Raw genomic sequence first — 23,685 nt, forward strand, 5'->3', positions numbered from 1 at the left:
GTGGAATACATCCAGTACTACAACGAAGAACGCATCAAACTGAAACTGAAAGGTCTGAGCCCGGTAAAGTACCGGGAGCAGGCCCAATCGGCCGCGTGACCCCGTCCAAGTCTCGGGGGTCACTTCAGGATGGGTTTACGGCGTCTCCCGCCACCGGACCCACCCCGCCTCCTCGCAGGAAATCGGCCGTTGCCGTTGCTGTTGAGGTTGCCGGCCAGCGGCCGGCACTACCGCAGCTGCAGGGCGCAGCCCTGCCGACCCCCATTCACCCAACATTAGCGGGCGCGGCCGGATGATCCGGCCGCCATGTCCCGTCACCCTCTCCTGCTTGCGCTGTTGCTGCTGCCCGGCCTGTGGCCCGGGCTGGCCGCCGCACGCACCGTCTACCGCTGCGTGCAGGGCAACACCGTCAGCCTGGCCACCGCCCCGGAGCCGGGCTCGCGCTGCACCCCGAAGGAAATCGACGACAACGCCATCCAGACCCCGAACCTGTGGGGCAACATGGGCGTGTTCAGCGGCGTCCTGTACGAGCGCGAGCAGGATGGCGTGCTGGTCTATTCCACCCGCAACCTGCCCGGCTCGAAAGTGTTCCTGAAGTTCACCATGGCTACGCCGCCGGGTGAGCCTGCGCACGAAGGCCTGGGCAAGGTCGGCAAGCCGCAGCTGGCGCAGCACGCCAAACAGTTCAAGGCTGCGGCCAAGGCCACCGGCGTGGATGACGCGTGGCTGCGCGCGATCGCCCATGCCGAAAGCAATTTCGACGCGCTGGCGGTCTCGACCAAGGGCGCACAGGGCGTGATGCAGCTGATGCCGGATACCGCGCAGGAGTACGGGGTGAGCGATCCATTCTCACCGCAGCAGTCGATCGATGGCGGCGCCCGCTACATGCGCGCGCTGCTGCGTCGCTACAACGGCGACCGGCCGCTGGCAGCTGCCGCCTACAACGCCGGCATCGGCGCGGTCACCCGCTACAAGGGCGTGCCGCCCTATGCCGAGACCCTGGCCTATGTGGACAAGGTGATGGCGCTGTACGCGCGCTACCGTGAAGCGATGGGCATCCGTACCGAGGTGCCCGCGCGTTAGGCTGGCGGTGCTGGATGTGTCGTGTAGAGCCGAGCACATGCTCGGCTCATGGTGACGGCAGCTGCGCATGGGCTCGGCTCCACAGCGCATCTGCTCAGCGCGAGGTTGAGCTGCTGACCAGTTCGTAGTGCTCGATGCGGCCGACGCGGGCGACCTCGGCCTGCACGTCCGCGCGTTGCTTGAGGGCACGCCAGGCCGCATCGATCTTCACGTCACCCGGCAGCGAGGGATAGGTACGCATGTCCTGCAGGCTGGCCAGCGTCTCGCCGCGGTCATCGGGTGAGCGCAGCTGTTCGATCAGCACCGCCGCTGCGCCCTCCAGGTTGCCTTCGTCCAGCAGCATCTCGCGATGGAACAGGCGTGCGTCGTTGCGCTGCGCAAGGATCACCTCGCGCGCGGCGCCCATCGCCTTGGCATCGCCCCGCTCGCGCGCGGCGGCGAACTGCACCAGGGCCTGTGCAGCCTTGCCGTAGCCGGCGAGGCCCTGGATATCGCTTGCCGTCTGCGCAGCCTCCTGCATGCGGCCCAGCGAGGTGAACACGAAGCTGACATTCAACTGATGCTCGATGCCGTCCGGGCCCAGTGCGCCGATGCGGGCGGCCTGCTGTGCTGCCGCCAGTGCATCGTCGGTGCGCCCCAGCCGGCGCAGTGCCGTAAGCCGGCTGTTGAGCAGCCACGCCACCCATTCGGCTTCCGCCGCTGAAGGGGACTCGCCTTCGGCAGCCGCAGCGGCCATGCCATCGGTCAGAGCCAGCACTTCCTCGTTGCGGTCCAGCATCAGCAGCGTGCTGCTGAATTCGGCCATGCGTGCATCCAGCTTGCGATCCAGCAGGCCGGACACACGCAGTTCGTCGAGGTGCTTCTGTGCAGCCTGCACCGGATCGAAGCGGGCATCGTTGCGGTCGACATAGCGATCGAAGCGCTTGTCACTGCGCAGCCGGATGATCTCGGCGGGGGCGGTGATGCGGGCCAGGGTGGCGGGGATGTCGTCGTCCCGGCCGTTGTCGGCCTGCAGCGTGGCCAGTGCCAGCCACAGTCCGGTCGGCTCCAGGCCGCCACTCTTCCAACCGTTGTCGAACAGTGCTTGCAGCAACTCCATGCGCTGCAGCGGCTGGTCGCGCAGGCGGTACTGCAGATAGTTGATGGCCTGGTGCTCAAGCGGCAGCGGCGCGTCGGCATGCTTCAGCGCCTGCACCAGAAGCCTGGTGGCCGGAACGGGCTTGTTCTCGGAAAGCTCCAGCGACATCAGGGTCAGCAGGATCTGCGCATCGTCCGGCAGTGCTTCCTGAGCGCGCTGCAGGTAGCGGCGGGCCTGGTCCGGCTTCTTCTGCACCATCGCGGTCCAGCCGGCCACCTGCGCGGCGCGGCCGCGATGTTCGGCATCGAAGTCATCCAGCATCGGATCTTCCATCAGCCGTTCCATCGCGATCAGTGCGCCCAGCGTGTTGCCGCTGCGTGACTGCTGGATGGCCTCATCCCAGCGCGTGGCATAGGCCTGGTGCATCGCATCGGCGGTGACTGACGGCTTCTGTGGTGCCACCGTGATCGAGGCGGAGGCCGGCGTGCTGGCCAGGGCGGCCACCAGCAGGGCGGCGAGGGGGAAGACGCGGGGCATGGAGGATCTCCATCCGTGGGAAGAGCATTGAACCCGCTGTGGCCAACGAGAACAAGCGCAACGCATGGAACTCTGGTATCCGGCAGTACGATTGGCCGTGGCGGATCGCGTCTCCAGCGTCTATTGTCGGTGCCTCTTCAAGCAGCAGGCAGGCAGCGCAGCACGATGGCACGGTGGCAATGGATGGCGGCGGGCGTAGCGTTGGCAACGGCGGTGGCATTGGCCGCCACCTGGTGGGAGACCCCGCTGCACACCCTGGCTGAACCGGCAGGCCCAGCGCCCACGCCGCTGGCCTGGACCGCGCAGATCGAGCCGCTGGCCGGCGATGGCCACCCGGGTGACCGCGATGGCGCGTCCGCGCAGGCGCGTTTCGCCGACCCGTACGCGTTGCTGCGCAGTGCCGATGGCAGCGTCTATTTCACCGATGCCGGCGACAACAACCGCATCCGTCGCCGCCTTCCCGATGGCCGCGTTGAAACGTTGGCTGGGCAGGGCGAGGGGCGCATCGACGGCCCGGCACTGCAGGCCAGTTTCAATACGCCCTCGGGCATTGCCGCCGACGCGCAGGGCAACATGTATGTGGCCGACACTGGCAACCACGCGATCCGCCGTATCGGCACCGATGGCCAGGTGACCACGCTGGCCGGTGGCGAACAGGGCTACGCCGATGGCCCTGCCGCGCAGGCGCGGTTCGATGCGCCGATGGGCATCGCGGTGGACGCGCAGGGTCAGGTCTATGTGGCCGACACCTTCAACGACCGCATCCGGGTGATCGGCACCGATGGCAACGTGCGTACCCTGGCCGGCGGCGAGCGTCCGGGGCTGGCCGATGGCCTGGCGGGCGATGCACGCTTCGATACCCCGGTGGCGCTGGCCTTCGATGCGCACGGCGCGCTGCTGGTGGCCGACCTGTTCAACAACGCGGTGCGTCGGGTCGGTGCCGACGGCATGGTCAGCACGCTGCTGGGCGATGGCGGCGTGATCAATGGGCCGCTGTCGCTGGCCACCACGCACGACGGCGTGCTGTACGTGGGAGATCTTGATGGACGCATCGTGCAGGTGACGCCGCAGGGCCACCAGATCGCGCTGGTGGGCAACGGCCGCTTGCCGCGCCTGGCCCGGCCCAGTGGTCTGGCGATGGATGCCGACGGCAGCGTGCTGGTCGCCGATTCCGCCAGCTATCGCCTGCACCGCCTGCGCCCGCTGCCGGTGGGTGATTTGCCGGCACCGGCGCTGGTCGGGCCCGCGGCCGATGCAGCGTTGCCGGACACCGGTAGGCGCTGGCCATTGGCACCCCAGGACGGATGGCATGAAGTGGTGGGCACGCTGGGCGAGGTGCGCGGCAACTTCAAGGGCGAGAGCCGCCACCACCTGCACGGCGGTTTCGACGTGCGCGGTGATGTCGGCCAGACCGTGCTGGCGATCGCCGATGGCAAGATCAGCAGCCCGGTAGCGGCGTGGAGCCTGGGTGGGCAGGCCGAGGGCCTGGCCGTGGACCGCCTCAAGTACATTCACATGCGGGTCGGTCGCACCCCGCGCGACCAGCCGTTTGATGCGCGCTGGCAGGCGCTGTACGACGAACAGGGAAAGCTGGAACGTATGCGGGTGCGTCGCGGCACGCGCATCCACGTCGGCGATCGCTTGGGCAGCATCAACAACCAGGCGCACGTGCATCTGGCGGTGGGCACCGGCGGCTTCGAAACCAACGCCGTGGGGCTGGGCTTCCACAACTACGCCGACCACTTCGCACCGCGCATCACCGACGTGGCGCTGCTGGACGACAACGACCAGCCGCTGGCGGCGGGCAGCGACGGCGTGGTGATGCTGGCGCGGCAGGGACGCGGCGTGCAGATCGTGGTCGAAGCCTGGGACCAGGTTGACAACAACCTGCCGCGGCGCCGGCTGGGCATGTACCAGGTGGGCTACCAGATCCTCGATGCTGCCGGGCAGCCGCTGCAGGGCTATGAGCAGCCGCGCTGGAACATCGTGTTCAACCGCATGCCGCCGCAGAACGAAGCGGTGCGCGTGGCCTATGCGCCGGACAGCGGCATCACCGTGCATGGCAGTGCGGTGACGCGCTTCCGCTATCTGGCCACCAACACCGTGCGTGATGGCCTGATGGAAACCGGGCGCTGGCAGCCGGCGGCATTGCCACCGGGCGAGTACACCGTGCGCGCCAGTGTGCGCGACTACAGCGGCAACGAAGGCGTGGGTCCGCGCGAGATCAGAGTACGGCTGCTGCCATAGCCGCCGCCGGGGCGCCGCAGCGTTCGCGCTCGGCGTCCATGTCTTCCAGCGGCCGCACCTCGATGCTGCCGAAGCGCGCCCAGGGGAAGTCGCGGGCGATGCGCATGGCTTCGTCGCGGTCGCGGGCGACGATCAGGTTGAAGCCGGCCAGCAGTTCGCGGGTTTCGGCGAACGGGCCATCCAATACACGGCTGTGGCCATCGCGCACGCGCAGGGTCTGTGCGGTGTCGACCGGTTGCAGCTTCTGCGCGGCCAGCAGCGTGCCTTCCGCCTGCAGCTTGTCGGCGTGGGCCAGGCAGTCGCGCATCAGCGCGTTGAATTCTTCGGTGGGCAGGGCCTGCAGCAGGGCAGGCTCGATATAGATCAGAAGCAGGTACTGCTGCATGGCATGGTCCAGGCGGGGGCGGGGTGTCCATGATGGCGCAGGTTTGCCTGCCGGCATGCTGCAGCGCGAAAAGCCGCCTTCGGCGGGCGATCGGCGAACGGCGGAGCCCCTCCGTGGTGGGTCGGTTGGTAGCTGAAAGCTCGGGTTCTTGGATTTGGCCGGGTGGGGAGGCAGGGCAGGGGGCGCTGCAAGTACGTCCATGTAAGCTCGGTCGCCGCATCCATGCGGCTCACGCCCCTGCCCTGCCTCCCCACCCGGCCTTGGACAGATCTCTGCGGCTGACCCGCCACGGGATATCAACAACAAGAGCAAAAGCGGGTCGCTTCGCTCGCAAAGCCGAGGCCGCCAGCCAACCGCCGTTGCTGTTGCTTCTGCCTTTTTTCTTGATCTTCCCGTGGTGGAACGGAGACAGGAATTTGTCCATGGCCGGGTGGGTAGGCGGGGCGGGGGTGTCCGCGGCATGGATGCCGCGGCCAAGCCCCCAGGGACGGGTTTACGGCGTCCCCCGACCCGTGTCTACCCACCCGGCAAAGCCCAGGAAGCCGCCTTTCAGCGGCCAACCCACCCCACCACGGAGGGGCTCCGCCGTTCGCCGACTTCCGCCGAAGGCGCGCTTTCCACGAAAGAAATAATTCTCAGAAGACGTGTCGATTCCCAGCCCCCTGGTTCGTTGTACCCAGTGAAGGGCACGCACCACGCGTCCCCACGGGAGACCGCAATGAAAGTGATGGTGATCGTGAAGGCCAACGCCGACTCCGAAGCCGGCCGCATGCCCAGCGAACAGGAACTGTCCGAAATGGGCGCCTTCAACGAACAACTCGTGGCCGCCGGCATCATGCTGGCCGGTGAAGGCCTGCACGCCACCCAGCGCGGTCGCCGCATTCATTTCGGCAGTGGCGCGCCCAAGGTCGAGGCCGGTCCATTCGGTCCTGCCAGCGAACAGATCGCCGGCTTCTGGCTGTGGGAGGTGCGCTCGCTGGACGAGGCCGTTGAATGGGCCAGCCGCGCGCCGTTCAACAGTGGCGGCACGCTGGAGCTGCGCCCGCTGATCTCCGCCGAAGACTTTGGCGAAGCCTTCACCCCCGAATTACAGCAGCAGGAACAGCGTCTGCGTGCACAGCTGGAAGGTTGACCCGATTCATTTCCCCGCCGGGCATGGCCCGGCACTACCACCCTGAAACCCACGACGGAGCACTGCCATGAAATTGATTCCCTTCCTCGGCTTCAGCGGCCAGGCCCATGAGGCGATGGCGTTCTATGCCAAGGCACTCGGTGGCCAGGTCACTTCGGAAATGAAATACCGCGACATGCCGCCCTCCGATGGCTCGCCGGGCTGCAACGAGATGCCGCCGGAAACCCTGGACCACGTTGCGCATAGCCAGCTGGAAATCGGCAGCGCCATCGTGATGGCGGCCGACGGTCCCGGCGGTGGCGAGGGTGGTTCGACCACCATCAATGTCGACGTCGACAGCATCGAAGAAGCTGAGCGCGTGTTCGCAGCGCTGGCCGAGGGTGGCCAAGTGCAGATGCCGATCGCCGAAACGTTCTGGGCGCACCGCTGGGGCATGTTGATCGACCGTTACGGCAAGCCGTGGATGGTCAACTGCATGAAGCAGCCCTGAGTCCTCTCTCTTTCATCCACAAGGAGCTTCACCGATGAGTGCACCGCAACCGCAGATGATCTTCGTCAACCTTCCGGTGAAGGATCTGGAAAAATCCAAGGCCTTCTTCACCGCGCTGGGCTATACCTTCAATCCAACTTACACCAACGATGACGCGGCGGGCATGGTCATCAGCGAGAGCATCTACGTGATGCTGCTGACCAAACCTTTTTTCCAGCAGTTCACCAACAAGCCGATTGCCGATGCGCACACCCACACGGAAGTGATCAACGCACTCTCGGCACCCAGTCGCAAGGCAGTTGACGCGTTGGTGGACAAGGCCCTGGCCGCCGGCGCCATCGAACCGCAGCCGGCGCGCGACCTGGGCTTCATGTACCAGCGTGGCTTCCAGGATCTGGACGGCCATCTCTGGGAAATCGCACACATGGACGGCGAGCCGGGCTGACGGCCGCCGCAGGGAGAACCCTCATGGCTTACGTGGATGCTTACGTGCTGCCGTGCCCGCAGGACAAGGTGGCGGCCTACCGCCGCCTTGCCCGCAAGGCCGGCGCGGTGTGGAAGGACCATGGCGCGCTGCAGTACATGGAGTGCGTGGCTGACGATGTGGAACCAGGAAAGAGCACGTCGTTTCCACGTGCGGTCAAAGCGAAACCGGGCGAAACGGTGATCGTCGCCTTCGTGGTGTTCCGTTCGCGCGCGGCGCGCGACCGTATCAACGCGAAAGTGATGGCGGACCCGCGGCTGGCATCGCTGGGCCCGAAGGACATGCCGTTCGATACCAGGCGCATGTTCTGGGGCGGCTTCAAGCCGATTGTTGAAGCGTGAGCTGCTGCGCTTGTGCGGGCCCGGTGCGCGTGCTGTGATCGGCGCATGCTCGAGCCCGCACTGACGCAGCGTCTGGAAACCCTCTGGCGGATGGAGTCGCCGGTGTTGATCGCGCGCCTGGCGCGGCTGCTTGGGGGCGATGTCGGCCGTGCCGAGGAGCTGGCCCAGGACACCTGGCTGGCAGCGCTGGAGCGCTGGCCGGAGCAGGGCATCCCGGACAACCCCGGAGCCTGGCTGATGACCACTGCGCGCAACCGTGCCATCGATGTGCTGCGCCAGCACCAGCGGGTGGCGCAGCAGCATGCGCAGTGGGGCGAGGAACTGCATCCGGCACCCTTGCCGGCACCGGATGACAGCCAGGCGCTGGAGGATGATCTGGGTGACGACCTGCTGCGGCTGATGTTCGTGGCCTGCCATCCGGTGCTGCCGGCCGACGCACGGGTGGCACTGACCCTGCGCCTGCTCGGTGGCCTGACCACGACCGAGATCGCCCGTGGCTTCCTGCAGCCCGAGCCGACCATCGCCCAGCGCATCGTGCGCGCCAAGCGCACCCTGGCGCAGAAGCAGGTGCCCTATGAAGTGCCGCGTGCGGACGCGATGCCCGAGCGGCTCGGCTCGGTGCTGGAGGCGATCTACCTGGTGTTCAACGAAGGCTATGCGGCCAGTGCCGGTGACGACTGGATGCGTCCGGCGCTGTGCGAGGAGGCACTGCGGCTCGCGCGCATTCTGGCGCACCGGCTGCCGATGCCGCCGGTGCTGGGCCTGCTGGCGCTGATGGAACTGCAGGCCTCGCGTGCCGCAGCACGGACCGATGCGCAGGGCGTGCCGGTGCTGCTGGACCAGCAGAACCGCGCGCGCTGGGACTGGCTGCAGATTGAACGCGGGCAGCAGGTGCTGGCGCGCGCGCTGGCCGCCGGTGGTGGTGGTGATCCCTATGTACTGCAGGCGCGCATCGCAGCGTGCCATGCAGCGGCGCGTCGCCCCAAGGATACCGACTGGCCGCGCATCGCAGCACTCTATACGCAGTTGCTGCAGGTGCAGCCTTCGCCAGTTGTCGCATTGAACCGCGTGGTGGCGATACTGCGCAGCGACGGTGCTTTCGCTGCGTGGGGGCAGCTGCAGCCGTTGCTGGTGGACACGCGACTGCGCGAGTACGCGCCGCTGCAGGTGGTGTACGGCGAGCTACTACAGAAGATGGGGCGCGAGCAGGACGCACGTCACGCTTTTGCGGAAGCCGCCAGACTCAGCCAGAACCAGGCAGAGCGCGGCCTGCTACGGCAAAGGGCCGGTCTGCCCCCCGCGGAGTGACCTCGACGAAGGCAGCACTTGTCGGCAGGCCCGCGAGCCGTTATGTTGCGCGCCCAGTGGGCGCATGAGCGTCCGCTTTCCGTGCGTAATGACCGAGGAGCGGTTGGATGTATTCAAGGACGAAGAGCGCATCGCGCGCTTTTGCGCGCCTGCTTGCCTGTGCTCTGTGCCTGGCCGTGTGGCCGATGGCCGTGCAGGCGGCAGACAAATCGCAGCAGGCCTATTGGGCCGGTTTTGCCTATACCGCTGATGCCGCTGCCGTGCAGGCGACCACGCCGCATGCGCACGCCGTGCTGGAAAAGCGTGGCTTGATCCCGCTCAACCAGACCCTGGCGCAGGGGCTCAAGCGTCGCCCGCCAGCCAATCTGGAACTGATCGACCAGCCGGTGGCGATGCTCGACGGCACCACCAGTGCCACCGTGCTGGCCGCAGCGCTGGACCGCGAGCTGGTGTCGGTCGAGCCGATCGGCAACCAGTACAAGGTGCTGGTGGAAGTGGCGCTGCAGGCGCTGTTCTTCGACTTCCGCGAGCGCCAGGTGATCGCGGCTTACCCGCTGACCCTGCAGCGCATCGATGTGCAGGATTACCGCCCCGACAACGACGATATCGATGCGATCGTCGCCGATCTGCTGTACGGCAACGCTGCGACCAGCCTGTCGCAGGTACTCGCGGCCAGCCTCGCCCAGGCCAAGCTGCCCGATGCCGCCGTGCGTCGCCTGCAGGTCGGTGGCGTGACCCTGTCCGACGCGGTCCGCGCCAAGCTGCCCGACCCGAAGTGGGACGCCCCGCTGCGCGCCACGCTGGCCCATGAACTGTCCAAGACGCTGTCTTCCAATACCGGCGTCGGCCTGTTGCCGCCGGCTTCGGGCCAGGCGATCGGTGGCGCGATGGCCGCCCGCTTTGCCGACGGCAAGGTCTACCAGCTGAAGATTCCCGAACCCGACTACGTCATCCAGCTGCAGGTCGATGCACTGAAGAACGGTGTGATCGAGGAAACCCCGGCGATGAAGACGATGCTGTTCGGCGCCTTCTTCACCGCCAAGGTGACCGAGCCGTTCTCGGGCAAGGTCTATTTCGAACAGCCGCTGCGCAAGGGTGCCACCAAGGTGGTGCCGGTCACGCAGTGGCAGGTCGACCAGTGGTCGGCCAGCTACGAAACCCTGCTGGCCGGCTTCGACGCCTTCGCCGGCGCCGCCGCCAAGCACGCCGATTCGCGCGCCTGGCTGGACGAACAGAAACCGGGCGGCCGCCCGTTGCAGCAGCAGACCCAAGCCCTCCAGGAGTTGATCAAGTCATGTCGTTGATGCGTACCATCCTGCTCATCCTCATCGCCCTGGTGGTGGCCTCCCCGGTCGCTGCCCAGACCGCCAGTTCGCGCGGTACCGGTTCGGCCAGCTACGGACTGCGTCTGAGTGCCGACACCCGTGCCCAGGCCCTGAACAAGGCCAAGGTCAATGCACTGGAGGCGTACATCGCCGAAACCGGTGCGGCCAAGCTGCGCCTGTTCGAAGCGCGTCGCGCCGAGTTCATCGGCGAGATCGACCGCTACGTGCTCAGTGCCGTGCAGCTGTCGGACACCGAAGACAAGAAGGCCAAGACCTACACCGTCACCGTTCGCGCCGAGATCAACACCACGCTGCTGCAGACCAAGCTGGATGCCGGCTCGGCCGTGGCCGGTGCCACCGCCGCCCAGCGTTCGCTGCTGACCTTCCTGTTCATGGCGCGCTCGCAGGACACCGTGCAGTCGTTCCAGGACAAGGAATACCGCCGCACCGACGTCAGCTCCAGCTACAACGAGAACACCCGCGAAGGCGACAGCTTCCGTGGCAACTCGGTCAGCACCAACGGCAGCATCAACCAGAATGCGTCGATGTCGGTCACCAGCGGCGGCAGCACCACCCAGCGCAGCGACAACATCAGCTGGAAGGTGGCCAATGCGGCCGAAGTGAACACTGCGATGACCGGTGCCTTCAGCGCCGCCGGCTACGAAGTGGTCGAAGCCGAATACGTGGAAGGCGAGTCGCGCGGCCTGCTCAGCATCGAGCGTATCCGCAAGGACTTCAGCACCGGCAACGACCTGGCCCCGGCCACCCTGCGTGATACCGCCAACGGTATCCGTGCAGCCAACATCCCGTACATCGCCGTCGGCACCCTCGACGTCGGCATGCGCGACCGTGACCCGGCCAGTGGCAACACCCGCGTATTCGTCACGGTCACCGGCAAGGTGCTGGACGTGACCGGTCGTTTCCCGCGCACCGTGTCGTCGGTGGGCCCGGTGCAGTTCTCCGGTACCGGCCCGAATGAAACCGTGGCCCGTACCAACGCGCTGCAGCTGGCGGCTGAAAAGGCTGCGCAGCAGATGATCAACGAACTGAACGTCAAAGCCGTCCGCTGATCCGCCACCCAGGTGGGTGCCGAGCTCGCTCGGCATCGCCCTGGGGTTACCGATTTTCCACGCGCCGCTTCGCGGCCGTCTCTCCCAAAGGACACTCACATGATCCGCAATACCGCTCTTGTCGTGGCCATCGCTGCCGCCACCCTGTCGATGCCGGCCCACGCTGGCCTGGGCAAGCTGAAGGACCTGGCAGGTGCCGCCACCGGCACCTCCAGCAGCAGCGCCTCCAGCGCCGCCGCCCCGGACGAAGCCGCTCAGGAAGCGCTGGTGCGTCGTTTCGTTACCTCGCAGTCGCACTCGCTGCAGGCCCAGACCTCGTTCGCCCGCGCCTTCGGCCTGGCCGAGCAGGTGCAGCTGCTGGAAGCCGAGCGCCAGGCGCTGTCGTCGGGTTCGGTCAGCGTCGATGCGATGAAGAAGTCGGTGTCGGTCAGCGAAGCTGCGCAGGCGGCGATCAACGAGCGCCAGGCCGCACAGCCGGAACTGAACGCTGAATCCAAGCAGCACTACGCCGAAGGCCTGGTCTCGCTGCTGTCCTCGGCGGCCGAAGCACAGAAGCTGGGCGGCGAAGCCAGCAACTTCACCGCCGGCATGAAGAACCTGGGCGCGACCCAGCTGGCCACCGTCGGCCGCAAGCTGGCCGCCGGTGCATGGGTGGCCAAGGAATCGCCGGGCTTCATCCAGGGCCTGTACGGCTCGACCAAGTCGGCCGTGACCTTCGCCAAGAAGAGCAAGGTGAAGGTGCCGTCCAACGCCGATTCGATGCTCGACACGCTCTGATCCGAGGCGAATCTCCATGCGTATGACCTCCCGTTTGATCGGCCTGGGCCTGGCTGCCGCGCTGCTTGCAGCCTGTGGCAAGCAGGACACCCCGGCCGAAGCGCCCGCCAAGGACAAGGCAACCAGTGCACTGGCCAGCAATGCGCCAGTGGAAGCAGCGCCCCTGCGTGGCACGCCGGATTTCGGCGGCACCACCCAGGTCGCGCGCGAAGCTGACGGCATCGGCAGCACCCCGGAACTGGCGGTGCTGGCGGCATTGCAGTCGGCGGTGGCGCAGGTCAACGGCGTACGCGTGGCCAGCCAGATGCAGAGCCTGCGTGCAGGCCTGCATGTGGATGTGGATGACGAACACGTCGGCGATATCCGCGCCGACGCGTTCACCCAGCAGATGATCGCCGGCTCGCAGGGCGCGGTGCTGGGCTATGAAATCCTGTCGCAGGATGAAGTGCGTCAGCTGGACGAGGAAACCATCGCCCGCGTGCGCGCCAGCGACGAAGGCTGGAGCTTCAAGGGCTCGGCCTCGGCCAGTGCCTCCGGCGAAGCATCGGCCAAGGGCGGTTCGGCGTCGGCCAGCGTCAAGCAGAGCTACGACGAGAAGGTGAGTGTCGATGGCAAGCGTGGCGCCAGCTCGTTCGATTCCGATGTGACCCATCGCAGCATGCGCAGCTACTGGAAGGTGCGCGTGCGCGCACAGATTGCCCAGTACCGCGCGCCGGACGAGCAGGGCAAGCCGAAGATCGTGGTTGCACTGCCGCGCACCAAGGCCGGCAGCTATGCCGTGGGCGACGGCCGCGTGGACGCGGACGAAGTGGCCGACGCGATCCGCGCACGCCTGTCCGACACGCTGACCCAGACCCAGCGCTTCATCGTGCTGGACCGCGAGTTCGGCGACGAACTGCAGGCCGAGATCGACCACATCAACAGCGGCAACGTGCGCCTGCAGGACACCGCACGCGTGGGCCAGCAGCTGGCGACCGACCTGATCCTGATCCCGACCATCGAACGCTTCGAGTACCCGCGCAGCGTGCGCAACCTGCGCATGTCCGACCGCCAGGTGACCTCGTACTCCGGTGGCGGCCGCATCACCCTGCGCCTGATCAACGCCACCACCGGCCAGGTGGTGATGTCCGACAGCTTCGACCACCAGCTGGCCTCGACCGGCCCCAGCACCCTGCCGCGCGTGGTCAACGGCCGCAACATGGCCGCGGCGATGATGGAATCGCTGTCCGGCCAGATCGGTACCACCATCGTCACCACGCTGTTCCCGGTGTCGGTGGTTTCGGTGGACGGTGACCAGGTGGTGCTGAGCCAAGGCGGTGACACCGTGCAGGCCGGCCAGCGCTGGCAGGCCGTGCGCCTGGGCGAAGAACTGAAGGACCCGCAGACCGGCCGCTCGTTGGGCCGCAGCGAACACCCGTGCTGCACCATCCGCATCGACCGCGTGGCTGCACAGACCTCGTACGGCACCATCGAAGACGGCGTCGACGCCATGCGCGGCGGATTCCGTCCGGGCCAGATTGAACTGCGCCAGAAGCTGGGCAGCAAGCCGGCTGCTGCCGCTACTGGCGCAACGGCTTCGGCTGCACCGGCCGCCGCCGCGCGCCCGGCGGCCAAGCCGAAGCCCAAGCCCGCTGCCGCCCCGGCCGAAGACCCGAACTGGTAACAGGCTCAAGCAACACACCGATGGGGTCAGAGACCTTTCCCGCAGGGAAAGGGAACTGACCCCTTCTTGTTTCCGTTCGTGTCGACCAAGGTCGACACCTACCAACAGCGGCGTGGGGCCCCACGGGGACACCCCCCCCCCCCCGGACCCACCCCGCCATCCCACCGAAGGCCTGCTTCTGCTGTCGCTGTTGCTGTTGCGTCGGCTGTTGCTGTTGCCCTGGCATCGGCAGGTGCAGGGCGCAGCCCTGCCGAATCCCATTACACTCCAGAAGGATTTCCCTGCTGGAGAGAGCAATGAAACGAGTGGTACTGGGCGTGCTGGCCCTGTCGGTGTCGAGCGCACTGATGGCGGCCACCCCGAAATTCGATGGCGCGCGGATCTCCGCCGACGTCAAGGAACTGGCATCCGATGCCTACGAAGGCCGCTCGCCGGCCACCGCCGGCGAAGAGAAGACCATCGCCTTCCTCAGCAAGCAGTTCGCCGACGCCGGCCTGCAGCCGGGCGGTGACCTCAAGGATGGCAAGCGCCTGTGGACCCAAGCGGTGCCGCTGCGCAAGGGCGACATCGTCGGCGCACCGCAGCTGGCGCTGCACCAGGGCGGCAAGACCGTTGCGCTGGAACAGGGCAAGCAGATCGCCGTGCGCGCTGCCATGAACGGCGCCAGCAACGTCGACATCAGCAAGGCCCCGCTGGTGTTCCTCGGCTACGGCGTGAAGGCCCCGGAGCGCAACTGGGATGACTTCAAGGGCGTGGACCTGAAGGGCAAGATCGCCGTCGTGCTGATCAACGACCCGGACTTCGAGACCGGCCAGGGTGATTTCGACGGCAAGGGCATGACCTATTACGGCCGTTGGACCTACAAGTACGAAGAAGGCGCCCGCCAGGGGGCGCTGGGCGTGCTGATCGTGCACGAGACCGCACCGGCGTCGTACGGCTGGGCCACCGTGGCCGGTTCCAACACCAACACCATGTTCGACGTGGTGCGCGACAACCCGGCCGACAGCCACCCGCTGCTGGAAGGCTGGATCCAGCGCGACCTGGCGGTGGAACTGTTCCGTTCGGCCGGGCAGGATTTCGAAGCGCTGAAGAAGAAGGCGCAGCAGCGTGACTTCACGCCGGTGCCGCTGACCGGTGCCAGCCTGGATGCGAAGTACGCGGTGAAGACCGAAGTGATCACCTCGCACAACGTGGCCGCGCGCCTGGAAGGCAGCAGCCACCCGGACGAGACCGTCATCTACAGTGCGCACTGGGACCACATCGGCGTGGGCGAGCCCGATGCACGCGGCGACCGCATCTTCAACGGCGCGCTGGACAACGCCAGCGGCACCGCATCGCTGATCGAACTTGCCCGCGGTTTCGCCAAGCAGAAGCGCCCGCAGCGCTCGGTGCTGTTCCTGGCGGTGACCGCCGAAGAGAAGGGCCTGCTGGGTTCGGAGTACTACGCCACCCATCCGCTGTACCCGCTGGAAAAGACCGTGGCGGTGATCAACATGGATGGCATGGCGCCGTTCGGGCCGTCGCGTGATTTCGGCATCTACGGTGCCGCGCGCTTCGAGCTGCTGGACCAGCTGAAGGACGTGGCCAAGGGCTGGGATATCCGCTACACGCCGGACCCGAAGCCGGAAGCCGGCCTGTTCTTCCGCTCCGATCACTTCCCGTTCGCCAAGCGTGGCGTGCCGGCGCTGTCCTGGTCGGCCGGCCAGGACTGGGTGGACGGCGGCGTGGCCGCAGGCAAGAAGGCCTCCGAGGACTACACCGCCAAGCGCTACCACCAGCAGGGCGACGAGTGGCAGCCGGACTGGGTGTTCGCCGGTGCCGCCCGCGACCTGGAGGTGCTGTATACGCTGGGCAACCAGCTGGCCAACGCGCGCAGCTGGCCGAACTGGAGCAAGGACGAGTCGTTCCGCGCCGTGCGTGACGCCAGCGCCGACCAGCGCAAGTAACGTCGTTCGGTAGTGCCGGCCGCTGGCCGGCATTGCCCTCCCCGGAAACGCCGGGCCATGCCCGGTGTTTCCATAACGGCTTCCATCCCCGCTTTCCGGCCCTTCGTCGCAACCCGCTTGTTTGCCCGGCGGGCCGCCCTATGCTCGGCTCACCCCCTTCCACCAAGGCGCCGCCGTGATCGCCAGCCTCTCCCTCATCCTCCGTCACCTGCTGGCCTGGGCCGCGGCGCTGTTCGTGGCCGGCATGGTCTGGAGCGGCATTTTCAGCGGCATGAACGACGGCCCCGGCTGGGTGTTCGGGCTGCTGGTGATGTTCCTGATGATCTCGGCGCTGGGCAGTGCGGTGACCCATGTGCGCCGGGTCTGGCTGGTGGCCGGCCGCCTCGATGGCGCCACCCTTTCCGGGCGCCAGCGCCGACAGATCGAACTGCCGATGGATGCCGGCCACGCCTTCGCGGTGGTCGAGGCGGCGGTGGGCGAGCTGCCGCGGGTGGAGGAGGTGGAAAGCTCGGCCGGCAGCCTGCAGGTGCGCGCCTATGTACGCCGCGTCGATCTGTGGAATGGCCGCCAGCCATCGCGCTGGAACCTGCCGGCGCGGCTGGCGATCAAGCGCAACAGCGTGCTGGCCACGGTCACGCCGGGGCAGGGCACCAGCACCGTCACCCTGCTGTTCGAACCGGACGCAGGCTGGTGGGCCGACCTGCTGGCGCTGGATGAGGGCAGCAACTACGAGAATGCCGAAGCGGTCACCCGTGCGATCAGTCGACGCGTTGCCGACCAGCGCCGCGACGAGCAGGCCGCCGCCGAACAGACCCAGGTCGAGAAGGAGCTGTCGGTGGCGCGGCTGAACCTGCTGCATGCGCAGGTCGAACCGCACTTCCTCTACAACACGCTGGCCAACGCGCAGGTGCTGACCCGCACCGACCCGGCACGTGCCGACCAGATGCTGGGCCACCTGATCCAGTACCTGCGCAGCTCGTTGCCACAGGTGGACGAATCGCTGTCCACGCTGGGCGTTGAGCTGGAGCGCACCCGTGCCTACCTGGAGATCCTGCGTATCCGCATGGGCGCACGGCTGGGGGTGGAGGTGCAGGTGCCGAACGAACTGCACGGCGTGCAGCTGCCGGCGATGGCGCTGCAGACGCTGGTGGAAAACGCGATCAAGCACGGCCTGGAACCCAAGCCCGGCGGCGGCACGATCTGGATCCTGGCGCGTGGTTTCGATGACCATGTGACGGTGACGGTGGCCGACGATGGCCTTGGCTTCGGCCAGGGCACCAGCGGCACCGGCATCGGCCTGAAGAACCTGCGCGAGCGCCTGCGCCTGACCTGCGGCGAGCAGGCCGGTGTGGCGATCGTTGCCAACTTCCCCAGCGGCGTGGCCGCGACCATGACCCTGCCGCAGTCGAGCAAGGAGCGCAGCCATGCCGCTTGAGGCGCTCATTGCCGAAGACGAAGAACTGCTGCGGCAGTCACTGGTGGAGCAGCTGGGCCGGCTGTGGCCGGAACTGAAACTGGTGGCCGAGTGCGAGGACGGCGCCAGTGCGCTGGAACAGCTGGCCGAGAAACAGCCGGACATCGCCTTCCTCGATATCCGCATGCCCGGCATCAGTGGCATTGAAGTGGCGCGTTCGCTGTCCGAACTGAGCCCGCGCACCCAGGTGGTGTTCGTTACCGCCTACGACCAGTACGCCATCGACGCGTTCGAGCAGGGTGCGATGGACTACCTGCTGAAGCCGGTCAGCGACGAGCGCCTGCTGGCCACCCGCGAACGCATCCTGTCGCGGCTGCCATCAACGCGCCAGGACGATGCCGTACTCGAACGCCTGCTTCAGCGGTTGGGCCCATCGCAGGCCGCTGCCGAGCGCCCACCCTTGGCCTGGATCACCGCCAGCAACGGCCGCGAGACGCAGCTGATCATGCTGGAAGACGTGGCCTACTTCCGTGCTGACAACAAGTACACCACTGTGATGACCGCGGCGGGTGAGAGCCTGCTGCGCACACCGTTGCGCGAGCTGCTGGAAGTGCTCGATCCGCAGCACTTCCGCCAGATCCATCGCTCGACCATCGTCAACATGAAGGCGGTGGCAGCGGTCAGCCGCGACGATACCGGGCGCGGGGTGCTGCGCCTGCGTGGGCGTACGGAGACGCTGGTGGTCAGCCAACCCTTCATGAGCCTGTTCCGCGGCATGTAGCCGCACCCTGGAGGCACCATGCGCGAGTTCCTGTTTGCCTGCGTTGCTGCGCTGTCATTGGCCGGCTGCGAGAAGTCCAGCGAAACCTCGATCACCCGTACCAATGCCAACGGCGTGGACACGCTGTACAGCAAACGCACCGTGGTCGATGGCGAGGCGCGGTTCCAGTGCATCGCCAGCAGCAGTGGCCACTGCCACTACGTGGTGCTGGACCCTGCATGCAGCAGCGAGGCCGCGTGTGCCACGCCGCCGTTGCGTCGGTTCGCGGTGGCGGTGGGAAAGACCGAGGCGATGCGTGATCTGCCCAGGGGCTTCCACCAATGCGTCAGCCAGGACCCGATAGAACAATGCCACCGTGAGTGATCACGGTGGCATTGTGGATCCCCCCGCTTCCCTGAAGGGTCAGTAGGCAGGTTGCAGTGTCAGGTCGTGGTGGTGCTCGTTCTCACCCACATGGTTCAGGCGGCCGACCAGTTCTGAGTGCTGCTTCATGCGCCCGATCTCGGTCATGATGCGGATGTCCTCATGGCGCAGCTCGCGCTTGGCGGTGACGGCCTGCTTGTAGTCCAGCACTTCCGGGTAGTGCTCGGCCAGGTCCAGTGCCTCGGCCACGTTCTCGACGCTGTCGGCCTTGGAGCTGATGCGGGCGCGGCTGTTGAAGGCCTTCATCCAACGCTCGAAACCGGCGGTGCGGTCGAACATGTTGGCCATGAACCAGATCACGAACAGGATCGAGATCCATGAGCCGAACACCACGACCACGCGGGTGAAGGTGATGTGGTAATCGTCGCGCCACAGGTAGTTGGTGATCAGCCCGAGGATCAGCAGCGAGGCCGCCTGCCAGCCGACGATCGAGGCGATCAGCCATTGGCACTTGGCCTGGGCCAGCACAGCCACTTCATCGCGGATCTGCTGCTCGCTGAGGCTGCGCCAGTGCGCGACCTGTTTTTCGAACGGGCTGCTGTAGAGCTCGTTGTCGCGAAGCAGTAGTCCCAAACCCTTGAACAAAGCAATCATGGCTGGCTCCTTGTGGAACGTGCGTCGATCAGCGTTGGACGGTGTGGCGGGTTCAGTTCTAGCACTTCCAGCGAGCCGTGCAATGGGCGCAATGCCTAGCGGCGTAAGGGTTTTGTCTGAATGGGTGAATGTTGTTGCATCGCAACATCATGGTCACAGCCTGCGACAGGATGTCGCAGGGTGAAACGTGCTGCGGCCGCACATGAAACCGTGGCTGAGCGCGGAGACTCGCCGTCGGCGTCGTGATCGCCCAGAATCGGGGCCGACCGCGCAACCTGCGGCCGCTCTTCCGCCTTTCCTGGACCTGTGATGCCGGCTCTGCTGCAGCGACTCTCCCGCCCCGTCACCGCGCCTATCCGGCGCTGGGTACTGGAGGCCTTCCCGCGTGGCCAGAGCGGCATCGATTACGACCACCCGCTGGGAGACCCGGGCTGGTTCGGCCCGGACAGCGTCACCTGGCGCCTGCACGCCGAGTTCCCCTCGATGCTGGCCGGTGGCCTGTGTGCGCTGATGCTGCAGACCCTGCACCCGCGCGCGCTGGCCGGCGTCTACGACCACTCCAATTTCCGCCAGGACCTGGTGGGACGCCTGCGCCGCACCACCGCCTTCGTTGCCGGCACCAGCTATGCGCCCAGCGGCGAGGTGGAGGCTCTGGTGGCCAAGGTACGCCGCATCCATGCGCAGATCCGCGGCCAGACCGCGCAGGGGGAGCCCTATGCGGCGGACGATCCGCAGCTGCTGACGTGGGTGCATGTGACCGAGGCATTTGGCTTCCTGCAAGGCTTCCGCCGCTACGGGCGCGAGGTGCCGGCGCACATCGCCGATCGCTACTACGACGAGTACCGCTGCGTGGCCGAGGCACTGGGTGCGGTGGATGTGCCGCGCAGTGAAGCGGAAGTGGCCGCGTACTTCTGCGCGCGGCAGCCGGAACTGCGTGTCGACGAACGCTCGCGCGAAGTGCTGGAGGTGTTGTCCGGTGTGCGCCTGCCGGTACCGGTGCCGGGCCTGTCGCGCGAAGTGTTCCTCGGCGCCGGTGCGGCGCTGCTGCCGGACTGGGCCGAGGGCATGCTGGAACGCAATGCGCGCCAGCGCGCGCAGGCGGCGGCGTCGGCGAAGCTGATGCAGGGCATGGCGCCGCTGTTCCGCCGCGCGCTGCCCGATGGCCTGGCCAGCCGCGCCTGCACGCGCATGGGCCTGCCGGTGGGCGTCCTGCGCGAGTGGCCCGAACTGCTCCGGTAGGTGCCAACCTTGGTTGGCACGCGTTGCGCGATAGAGCTTCATCCACGCATGGCGTGGATCTACTGACACCATGATTCTGGTAGCTGCCAACCTTGGTTGGCACGCATTTCGCGCGGTGCCGCAGAAGCGCCAACCAAGGTTGGCCTCTACCAGAGCGGATTCCGCAGTAAGTCCACGCCATGCGTGGATGGGCTTCACCCGGCCGACTTCAACCCACGCAACAGCATCTCCAGCGCCGCCGTCGCCTGCTGCAGGCGCGCGTCGCCATCTTCGCCCTCGGCGATCCAGAACGCGGCCTCGGCCAGGCTGCCGTAGATCAGCGACGCCAGCGCCTGTGCGTCCACCGGCGCCACCACGCCCTGCGCCACCAGATGTTCGATCAGGTGCTGCATCGAGTGCACGCAGTGGCGCTGCGATTCCGGTGAGGCACCACCCAGTACCGCGCGCGCATCGCGCAGCACGATGCGCTGGATCTCCGGTTCCAGTGCCATCTCCAGATAGGCGCGGCAACGCTGCACGAAGCCGTCCCAGGCATCATCCGCGCCATCGCTGATCGCCTGCAGGCGCAGGTCGGTCTCGGCATCGAGCTGGGTAACGACAGCCGCCAGCAGCCCCTTCTTGTCGCCGAAGTGGTGGTAGAGCGCACCGCGGGTGAGCCCGGCCTGGGCGGTCAGGTCGTCCATCGAGGTGGCGGCATAGCCATGCTCGCTGAACACGCGGCGGGCGGTGGCCAGCAGGCTGGCACGGGTTTCTTCCATCTCGGTGCGGGTGCGACGGACCATCCGGAGCTCCTTACATACGCAGTGCATGATTATTTACATACGACGCGTATGAATGTAGCCTCTTATTCATACGCTCTGTATGTATTGTCGTGGCGCCGGGTGCGCCAGGCAAGCCGCTGCCCTGGAGATCCTGATGGCCACCCCCTACCGCGACCTGTTCGCTGCCCCTGGCACCGCCGGCCTTGCCCTGGCCGGGCTTCTGGCACGCCTGCCGCTGCCTATGACCGGCATCGGCATCATCACCCTGCTGTCGCAGTTGCGCGGCAGCTATGCACTGGCCGGTGCGGTGTCGGCCACCTTCGTGCTGACCTACGCGTTGCTGTCGCCGCAGGTGTCGCGCTGGGTCGATCGGCGCGGGCAGGGCAGGGTGCTGCCGTGGGCCACGACGGCCAGTGCGGCCGGGTTGCTGTTGCTGCTTGCGTGCACGCTGCTGGCCGCGCCGGACTGGACGCTGTTCATTGCGGCGATGCTGGCCGGTTGCATGCCCAGCGTGTCGGCGATGGTGCGCGCGCGCTGGACCGCGATCCATCGCGGACGCCCGCAGCTGCAGACTGCGTATTCGCTGGAGACCGTGTTCGACGAGGTGACCTTCATCGCCGGGCCACCGTTGTCCGTCGGGCTGTCGGTGGCGGTATGGCCGCAGGCCGGGGTGCTGGCCGCCGCCCTGCTGCTGGTGCTCGGGGTGACTGCACTGGTTCTGCAACGCGGTACCGAACCACCGCTGCAGCGCTGCGAAGGCGCAACACCCTCGCGCTCGCCGCTGCGGCAAGCGGAGATCCGCCTGCTGGCGTTGCTGATGCTGGCGATGGGTGTGATTGTCGGTACCGTCGACATCACCAGCGTGGCCTTCGCCGAACAGCGGGGGCAGCCACTGGCTGCCAGTTGGGTACTGTCGGCCTATGCGCTGGGCAGCTGCGCGGCGGGCCTGCTGTTTGGTGCACTGAAGCTGCAGATCCGGTTGCCGCGCCTGTTGCTGACCGGAGCAGCGGCCACTGCATTGGCCACGCTGCCGCTGCTGTGGGTCGGCAGCCTGCCTGCCCTGGCCGTTGCCGTGCTGCTGGCCGGGGTGTTCTTCGCGCCGACGATGATCGTTGCGATGTCGCTGGTCGAACAGTACGTGCCCGAATCGCGCCTGACCGAAGGCATGGCCTGGTTGCTGGCCGGATTGAACATCGGCGTGGCGCTGGGCGCGGCGCTGTCCGGGCAGAGTGTCGATGCGGGGGGCGTGCGCAGCGGCTTTGTTGTTGCGCTGGTGGCAGGCGGTGGCGTGCTGCTGTTCGCCGTGCTCGCGCAACGTGCACTGCGCCCGTCTGCCTCGACCACATCCCCTGAAGGAATCGTCCCGTGAGCGCTTCATCGCCTGCGCACGCCGCGCCTGTGCCTCGTCATCCGTGGTGGGCGGTTTCCGCCATCGGCCTCGCCACGTTCTCGGTGGTCACCACCGAAATGCTGCCGGTCGGCCTGCTGACCCCTATCGCCGAAGATCTCGGCGCGTCCACCGGCACCGCCGGCCTGATGATCTCGCTGCCGGCCCTGCTGGCGGCAGTGTTCGCACCGCTGGTGGTGATCGCAGCCGGTGGCATCGATCGCCGTCGCATCCTGTGCGCGCTGCTTGCGCTTCTGCTGGTCGCCAACCTCGCGTCGGCGCTGGCACCGGGCATAGGCTGGCTGTTGGCCGCACGGGTGCTGGTGGGGTTCTGCATGGGCGGCATCTGGGCCATCGCCGGCGGTCTGGCTGCGCGCCTGGTGCCGGCTGACCGCATCGGCCTGGCAACCTCGATCATCTTCGGCGGCGTGGCCGCAGCGTCGGTGCTGGGCGTTCCGTTGGGCGCGCTGATCGGGGATGCATTGGGCTGGCGCAGCGCCTTTGCGGCGATGGCGCTGCTCAGTGCGGCGTCGATGCTGCTGCATCTGCGGGTGGTTCCCGCGTTACCTGTAAGTACATCGGTGCGGCCGCGGCAGTTCGTGCAGCAGCTTGGCCAGCGCGACCTGCGGCGTGGCCTGTGGCTGACCGTGCTGCTGGTGTCCGGGCACTTCATCGCCTTCACCTACGTGCGGCCGCTGCTGACATCCATATCGGGCGTGGATGCATCGTGGATCGGTGCACTGCTGTTTGGCTACGGCCTGGCTGGTATCGCGGGCAACTTCATCGCCGGGCCGCTGGCAGCGCGCGATCCGCGCGGTACGTTGCTGGCGATCGCGTCCGGCCTGCTGCTGACGCCGCTGCTGTTGCTGTGGTTGGGCGGCACACCGAGCGGTGGCATCGCGGTACTGCTGCTGTGGGGCCTGGCCTATGGCGGTGTGTCAGTGGGCCTGATGAGCTGGATGATGAAGGCGGTGCCGCAGGCCGTGGAAATCGCCACCGCGTTGTATGTAGGCGTGTTCAACATCGGCATCGCGCTTGGGGCGTGGGGCGGGGGACGGCTGCTGGATGGTGTCGGGCCGTACGCCACGCTTTGGGCTGCTGCGGTGTTGGCTGCGAGCGCTCTGCTGATGGTTGCCACCACCCGCAGGTAGATCCACGCCGTGCCAACCAAGGTTGGCACCCACCAAAGTGGGGCATGTGCCGGCCAAGGTTGGCAGCTA

At 67.1% G+C, this 23,685-nt stretch carries 23 protein-coding genes; 19 read left to right on the plus strand and 4 right to left on the minus strand.

Annotation, left to right across the window (positions count from 1 at the left end; translation table 11 throughout):
* Positions 1–99, plus strand: a 99-nt coding sequence (locus V3B46_RS19705) for an IS3 family transposase (RefSeq protein WP_197616391.1), incomplete at its 5' end; no start/stop codon positions are given.
* 207 nt (positions 100–306) lie between these two features.
* Positions 307–1,083 carry a lytic transglycosylase domain-containing protein gene (locus tag V3B46_RS19710; protein ID WP_088023839.1) on the plus strand — a complete coding sequence of 259 codons (777 nt, stop codon included), beginning with the start codon at positions 307–309 and terminating at the stop codon, positions 1,081–1,083.
* 94 nt (positions 1,084–1,177) lie between these two features.
* Here V3B46_RS19710 and V3B46_RS19715 read toward each other — a convergent pair whose 3' ends face one another.
* Complete coding sequence (locus V3B46_RS19715; RefSeq protein WP_329892690.1) at positions 1,178–2,698, minus strand: tetratricopeptide repeat protein; 1,521 nt, start codon at positions 2,696–2,698, stop codon at positions 1,178–1,180.
* Positions 2,699–2,863: 165 nt separating this feature from the next.
* Between V3B46_RS19715 and V3B46_RS19720 the strand changes: the two genes are divergently transcribed.
* Positions 2,864–4,945, plus strand: coding sequence for an NHL repeat-containing protein (locus tag V3B46_RS19720; RefSeq protein WP_329892691.1), 2,082 nt, complete (start codon positions 2,864–2,866; stop codon positions 4,943–4,945).
* Here V3B46_RS19720 and V3B46_RS19725 read toward each other — a convergent pair.
* The gene (locus V3B46_RS19725) at positions 4,923–5,330 is read right to left on the minus strand and encodes a YciI family protein (protein ID WP_005412102.1); all 408 of its coding nucleotides are present in this window, start codon (positions 5,328–5,330) and stop codon (positions 4,923–4,925) included. The two genes, V3B46_RS19720 and V3B46_RS19725, sit on opposite strands and share 23 nt — an antisense overlap.
* Positions 5,331–6,048: 718 nt before the next feature.
* Between V3B46_RS19725 and V3B46_RS19730 the strand changes: the two genes are divergently transcribed.
* From V3B46_RS19730 to V3B46_RS19790, 13 genes are all read left to right on the plus strand, one after another.
* Complete coding sequence (locus V3B46_RS19730; RefSeq protein WP_329892692.1) at positions 6,049–6,462, plus strand: YciI family protein; 414 nt, start codon at positions 6,049–6,051, stop codon at positions 6,460–6,462.
* Positions 6,463–6,529: 67 nt separating this feature from the next.
* Entirely contained in the window at positions 6,530–6,952 is a 423-nt protein-coding gene (locus V3B46_RS19735; RefSeq protein ID WP_005407887.1) for a VOC family protein, read from the plus strand.
* Positions 6,953–6,986: 34 nt separating this feature from the next.
* Entirely contained in the window at positions 6,987–7,397 is a 411-nt protein-coding gene (locus V3B46_RS19740; RefSeq protein WP_329892693.1) for a VOC family protein, read from the plus strand.
* 23 nt (positions 7,398–7,420) lie between these two features.
* Positions 7,421–7,777: a DUF1428 domain-containing protein gene (locus V3B46_RS19745; RefSeq protein ID WP_014645774.1), complete on the plus strand. Its 357-nt coding sequence runs from the start codon at positions 7,421–7,423 to the stop codon at positions 7,775–7,777.
* A 45-nt stretch (positions 7,778–7,822) separates the two neighbouring features.
* The gene (locus V3B46_RS19750; protein ID WP_329892694.1) at positions 7,823–9,085 is read left to right on the plus strand and encodes an RNA polymerase sigma factor; all 1,263 of its coding nucleotides are present in this window, start codon (positions 7,823–7,825) and stop codon (positions 9,083–9,085) included.
* A gap of 107 nt (positions 9,086–9,192) precedes the next feature.
* On the plus strand, positions 9,193–10,389 hold the full coding sequence (locus V3B46_RS19755) for a hypothetical protein (protein WP_329892695.1): 1,197 nt from the start codon (positions 9,193–9,195) through the stop codon (positions 10,387–10,389).
* Complete coding sequence (locus tag V3B46_RS19760) at positions 10,380–11,480, plus strand: hypothetical protein (RefSeq protein WP_049443871.1); 1,101 nt, start codon at positions 10,380–10,382, stop codon at positions 11,478–11,480. Before V3B46_RS19755 ends, V3B46_RS19760 begins: the two co-directional genes overlap by 10 nt.
* A 99-nt stretch (positions 11,481–11,579) precedes the next feature.
* Positions 11,580–12,257 (plus strand): hypothetical protein, encoded by a 678-nt coding sequence (locus V3B46_RS19765; RefSeq protein WP_106466926.1) that lies wholly within the window; start codon positions 11,580–11,582, stop codon positions 12,255–12,257.
* Positions 12,258–12,273: 16 nt separating this feature from the next.
* Positions 12,274–13,920: a CsgG/HfaB family protein gene (locus tag V3B46_RS19770; RefSeq protein WP_329892696.1), complete on the plus strand. Its 1,647-nt coding sequence runs from the start codon at positions 12,274–12,276 to the stop codon at positions 13,918–13,920.
* A 296-nt stretch (positions 13,921–14,216) separates the two neighbouring features.
* On the plus strand, positions 14,217–15,866 hold the full coding sequence (locus tag V3B46_RS19775; protein ID WP_329892697.1) for a M28 family metallopeptidase: 1,650 nt from the start codon (positions 14,217–14,219) through the stop codon (positions 15,864–15,866).
* Positions 15,867–16,041: 175 nt separating this feature from the next.
* Positions 16,042–17,301, plus strand: coding sequence for a histidine kinase (locus V3B46_RS19780; RefSeq protein ID WP_329892698.1), 1,260 nt, complete (start codon positions 16,042–16,044; stop codon positions 17,299–17,301).
* On the plus strand, positions 17,291–18,061 hold the full coding sequence (locus V3B46_RS19785) for a LytR/AlgR family response regulator transcription factor (RefSeq protein ID WP_329892699.1): 771 nt from the start codon (positions 17,291–17,293) through the stop codon (positions 18,059–18,061). The genes V3B46_RS19780 and V3B46_RS19785 overlap by 11 nt, the downstream gene beginning before the upstream one ends.
* An 18-nt stretch (positions 18,062–18,079) precedes the next feature.
* A complete protein-coding gene (locus V3B46_RS19790) occupies positions 18,080–18,424 on the plus strand; it encodes a hypothetical protein (protein WP_329892700.1) in 345 nt (114 codons plus the stop codon).
* A 39-nt stretch (positions 18,425–18,463) separates the two neighbouring features.
* Here the strand turns inward: V3B46_RS19790 and V3B46_RS19795 are convergent, their stop codons facing one another.
* Positions 18,464–19,078, minus strand: a complete 615-nt coding sequence (locus V3B46_RS19795) for a hypothetical protein (RefSeq protein WP_032128761.1) — start codon at positions 19,076–19,078, stop codon at positions 18,464–18,466.
* 309 nt (positions 19,079–19,387) lie between these two features.
* Here V3B46_RS19795 and V3B46_RS19800 point away from each other — a divergent pair, with 309 nt between their 5' ends.
* Complete coding sequence (locus V3B46_RS19800; protein ID WP_329892701.1) at positions 19,388–20,317, plus strand: oxygenase MpaB family protein; 930 nt, start codon at positions 19,388–19,390, stop codon at positions 20,315–20,317.
* A 194-nt stretch (positions 20,318–20,511) separates the two neighbouring features.
* On the opposite strand, the gene V3B46_RS19805 is transcribed toward V3B46_RS19800, so the two are convergent.
* Positions 20,512–21,099: a TetR/AcrR family transcriptional regulator gene (locus tag V3B46_RS19805; protein ID WP_329892702.1), complete on the minus strand. Its 588-nt coding sequence runs from the start codon at positions 21,097–21,099 to the stop codon at positions 20,512–20,514.
* Positions 21,100–21,232: 133 nt separating this feature from the next.
* Between V3B46_RS19805 and V3B46_RS19810 the strand changes: the two genes are divergently transcribed.
* Together V3B46_RS19810 and V3B46_RS19815 are read left to right on the plus strand one after the other, a co-directional pair.
* Entirely contained in the window at positions 21,233–22,447 is a 1,215-nt protein-coding gene (locus V3B46_RS19810; protein ID WP_329892703.1) for an MFS transporter, read from the plus strand.
* Positions 22,444–23,616: an MFS transporter gene (locus tag V3B46_RS19815; protein WP_329892704.1), complete on the plus strand. Its 1,173-nt coding sequence runs from the start codon at positions 22,444–22,446 to the stop codon at positions 23,614–23,616. The genes V3B46_RS19810 and V3B46_RS19815 overlap by 4 nt, the downstream gene beginning before the upstream one ends.
* The last annotated feature ends 69 nt before the right edge of the window (positions 23,617–23,685 follow it).

The organism is Stenotrophomonas sp. SMYL11 (assembly GCF_036320005.1).
Lineage (GTDB): Bacteria > Pseudomonadota > Gammaproteobacteria > Xanthomonadales > Xanthomonadaceae > Stenotrophomonas > Stenotrophomonas maltophilia_A.

Coding starts and splice junctions, on each gene's coding strand:
- V3B46_RS19790 (WP_329892700.1), top strand. CDS start 18,080: ATGCGCGAGTTCCTGTTTGCCTGCGTTGCTGCGCTGTCATTGGCCGGC.
- V3B46_RS19740 (WP_329892693.1), top strand. CDS start 6,987: ATGAGTGCACCGCAACCGCAGATGATCTTCGTCAACCTTCCGGTGAAG.
- V3B46_RS19805 (WP_329892702.1), bottom strand. CDS start 21,099: ATGGTCCGTCGCACCCGCACCGAGATGGAAGAAACCCGTGCCAGCCTG.
- V3B46_RS19775 (WP_329892697.1), top strand. CDS start 14,217: ATGAAACGAGTGGTACTGGGCGTGCTGGCCCTGTCGGTGTCGAGCGCA.
- V3B46_RS19800 (WP_329892701.1), top strand. CDS start 19,388: ATGCCGGCTCTGCTGCAGCGACTCTCCCGCCCCGTCACCGCGCCTATC.
- V3B46_RS19785 (WP_329892699.1), top strand. CDS start 17,291: ATGCCGCTTGAGGCGCTCATTGCCGAAGACGAAGAACTGCTGCGGCAG.
- V3B46_RS19810 (WP_329892703.1), top strand. CDS start 21,233: ATGGCCACCCCCTACCGCGACCTGTTCGCTGCCCCTGGCACCGCCGGC.
- V3B46_RS19770 (WP_329892696.1), top strand. CDS start 12,274: ATGCGTATGACCTCCCGTTTGATCGGCCTGGGCCTGGCTGCCGCGCTG.
- V3B46_RS19730 (WP_329892692.1), top strand. CDS start 6,049: ATGAAAGTGATGGTGATCGTGAAGGCCAACGCCGACTCCGAAGCCGGC.
- V3B46_RS19720 (WP_329892691.1), top strand. CDS start 2,864: ATGGCACGGTGGCAATGGATGGCGGCGGGCGTAGCGTTGGCAACGGCG.
- V3B46_RS19755 (WP_329892695.1), top strand. CDS start 9,193: ATGTATTCAAGGACGAAGAGCGCATCGCGCGCTTTTGCGCGCCTGCTT.
- V3B46_RS19745 (WP_014645774.1), top strand. CDS start 7,421: ATGGCTTACGTGGATGCTTACGTGCTGCCGTGCCCGCAGGACAAGGTG.
- V3B46_RS19715 (WP_329892690.1), bottom strand. CDS start 2,698: ATGCCCCGCGTCTTCCCCCTCGCCGCCCTGCTGGTGGCCGCCCTGGCC.
- V3B46_RS19725 (WP_005412102.1), bottom strand. CDS start 5,330: ATGCAGCAGTACCTGCTTCTGATCTATATCGAGCCTGCCCTGCTGCAG.
- V3B46_RS19795 (WP_032128761.1), bottom strand. CDS start 19,078: ATGATTGCTTTGTTCAAGGGTTTGGGACTACTGCTTCGCGACAACGAG.
- V3B46_RS19760 (WP_049443871.1), top strand. CDS start 10,380: ATGTCGTTGATGCGTACCATCCTGCTCATCCTCATCGCCCTGGTGGTG.
- V3B46_RS19750 (WP_329892694.1), top strand. CDS start 7,823: ATGCTCGAGCCCGCACTGACGCAGCGTCTGGAAACCCTCTGGCGGATG.
- V3B46_RS19765 (WP_106466926.1), top strand. CDS start 11,580: ATGATCCGCAATACCGCTCTTGTCGTGGCCATCGCTGCCGCCACCCTG.
- V3B46_RS19710 (WP_088023839.1), top strand. CDS start 307: ATGTCCCGTCACCCTCTCCTGCTTGCGCTGTTGCTGCTGCCCGGCCTG.
- V3B46_RS19735 (WP_005407887.1), top strand. CDS start 6,530: ATGAAATTGATTCCCTTCCTCGGCTTCAGCGGCCAGGCCCATGAGGCG.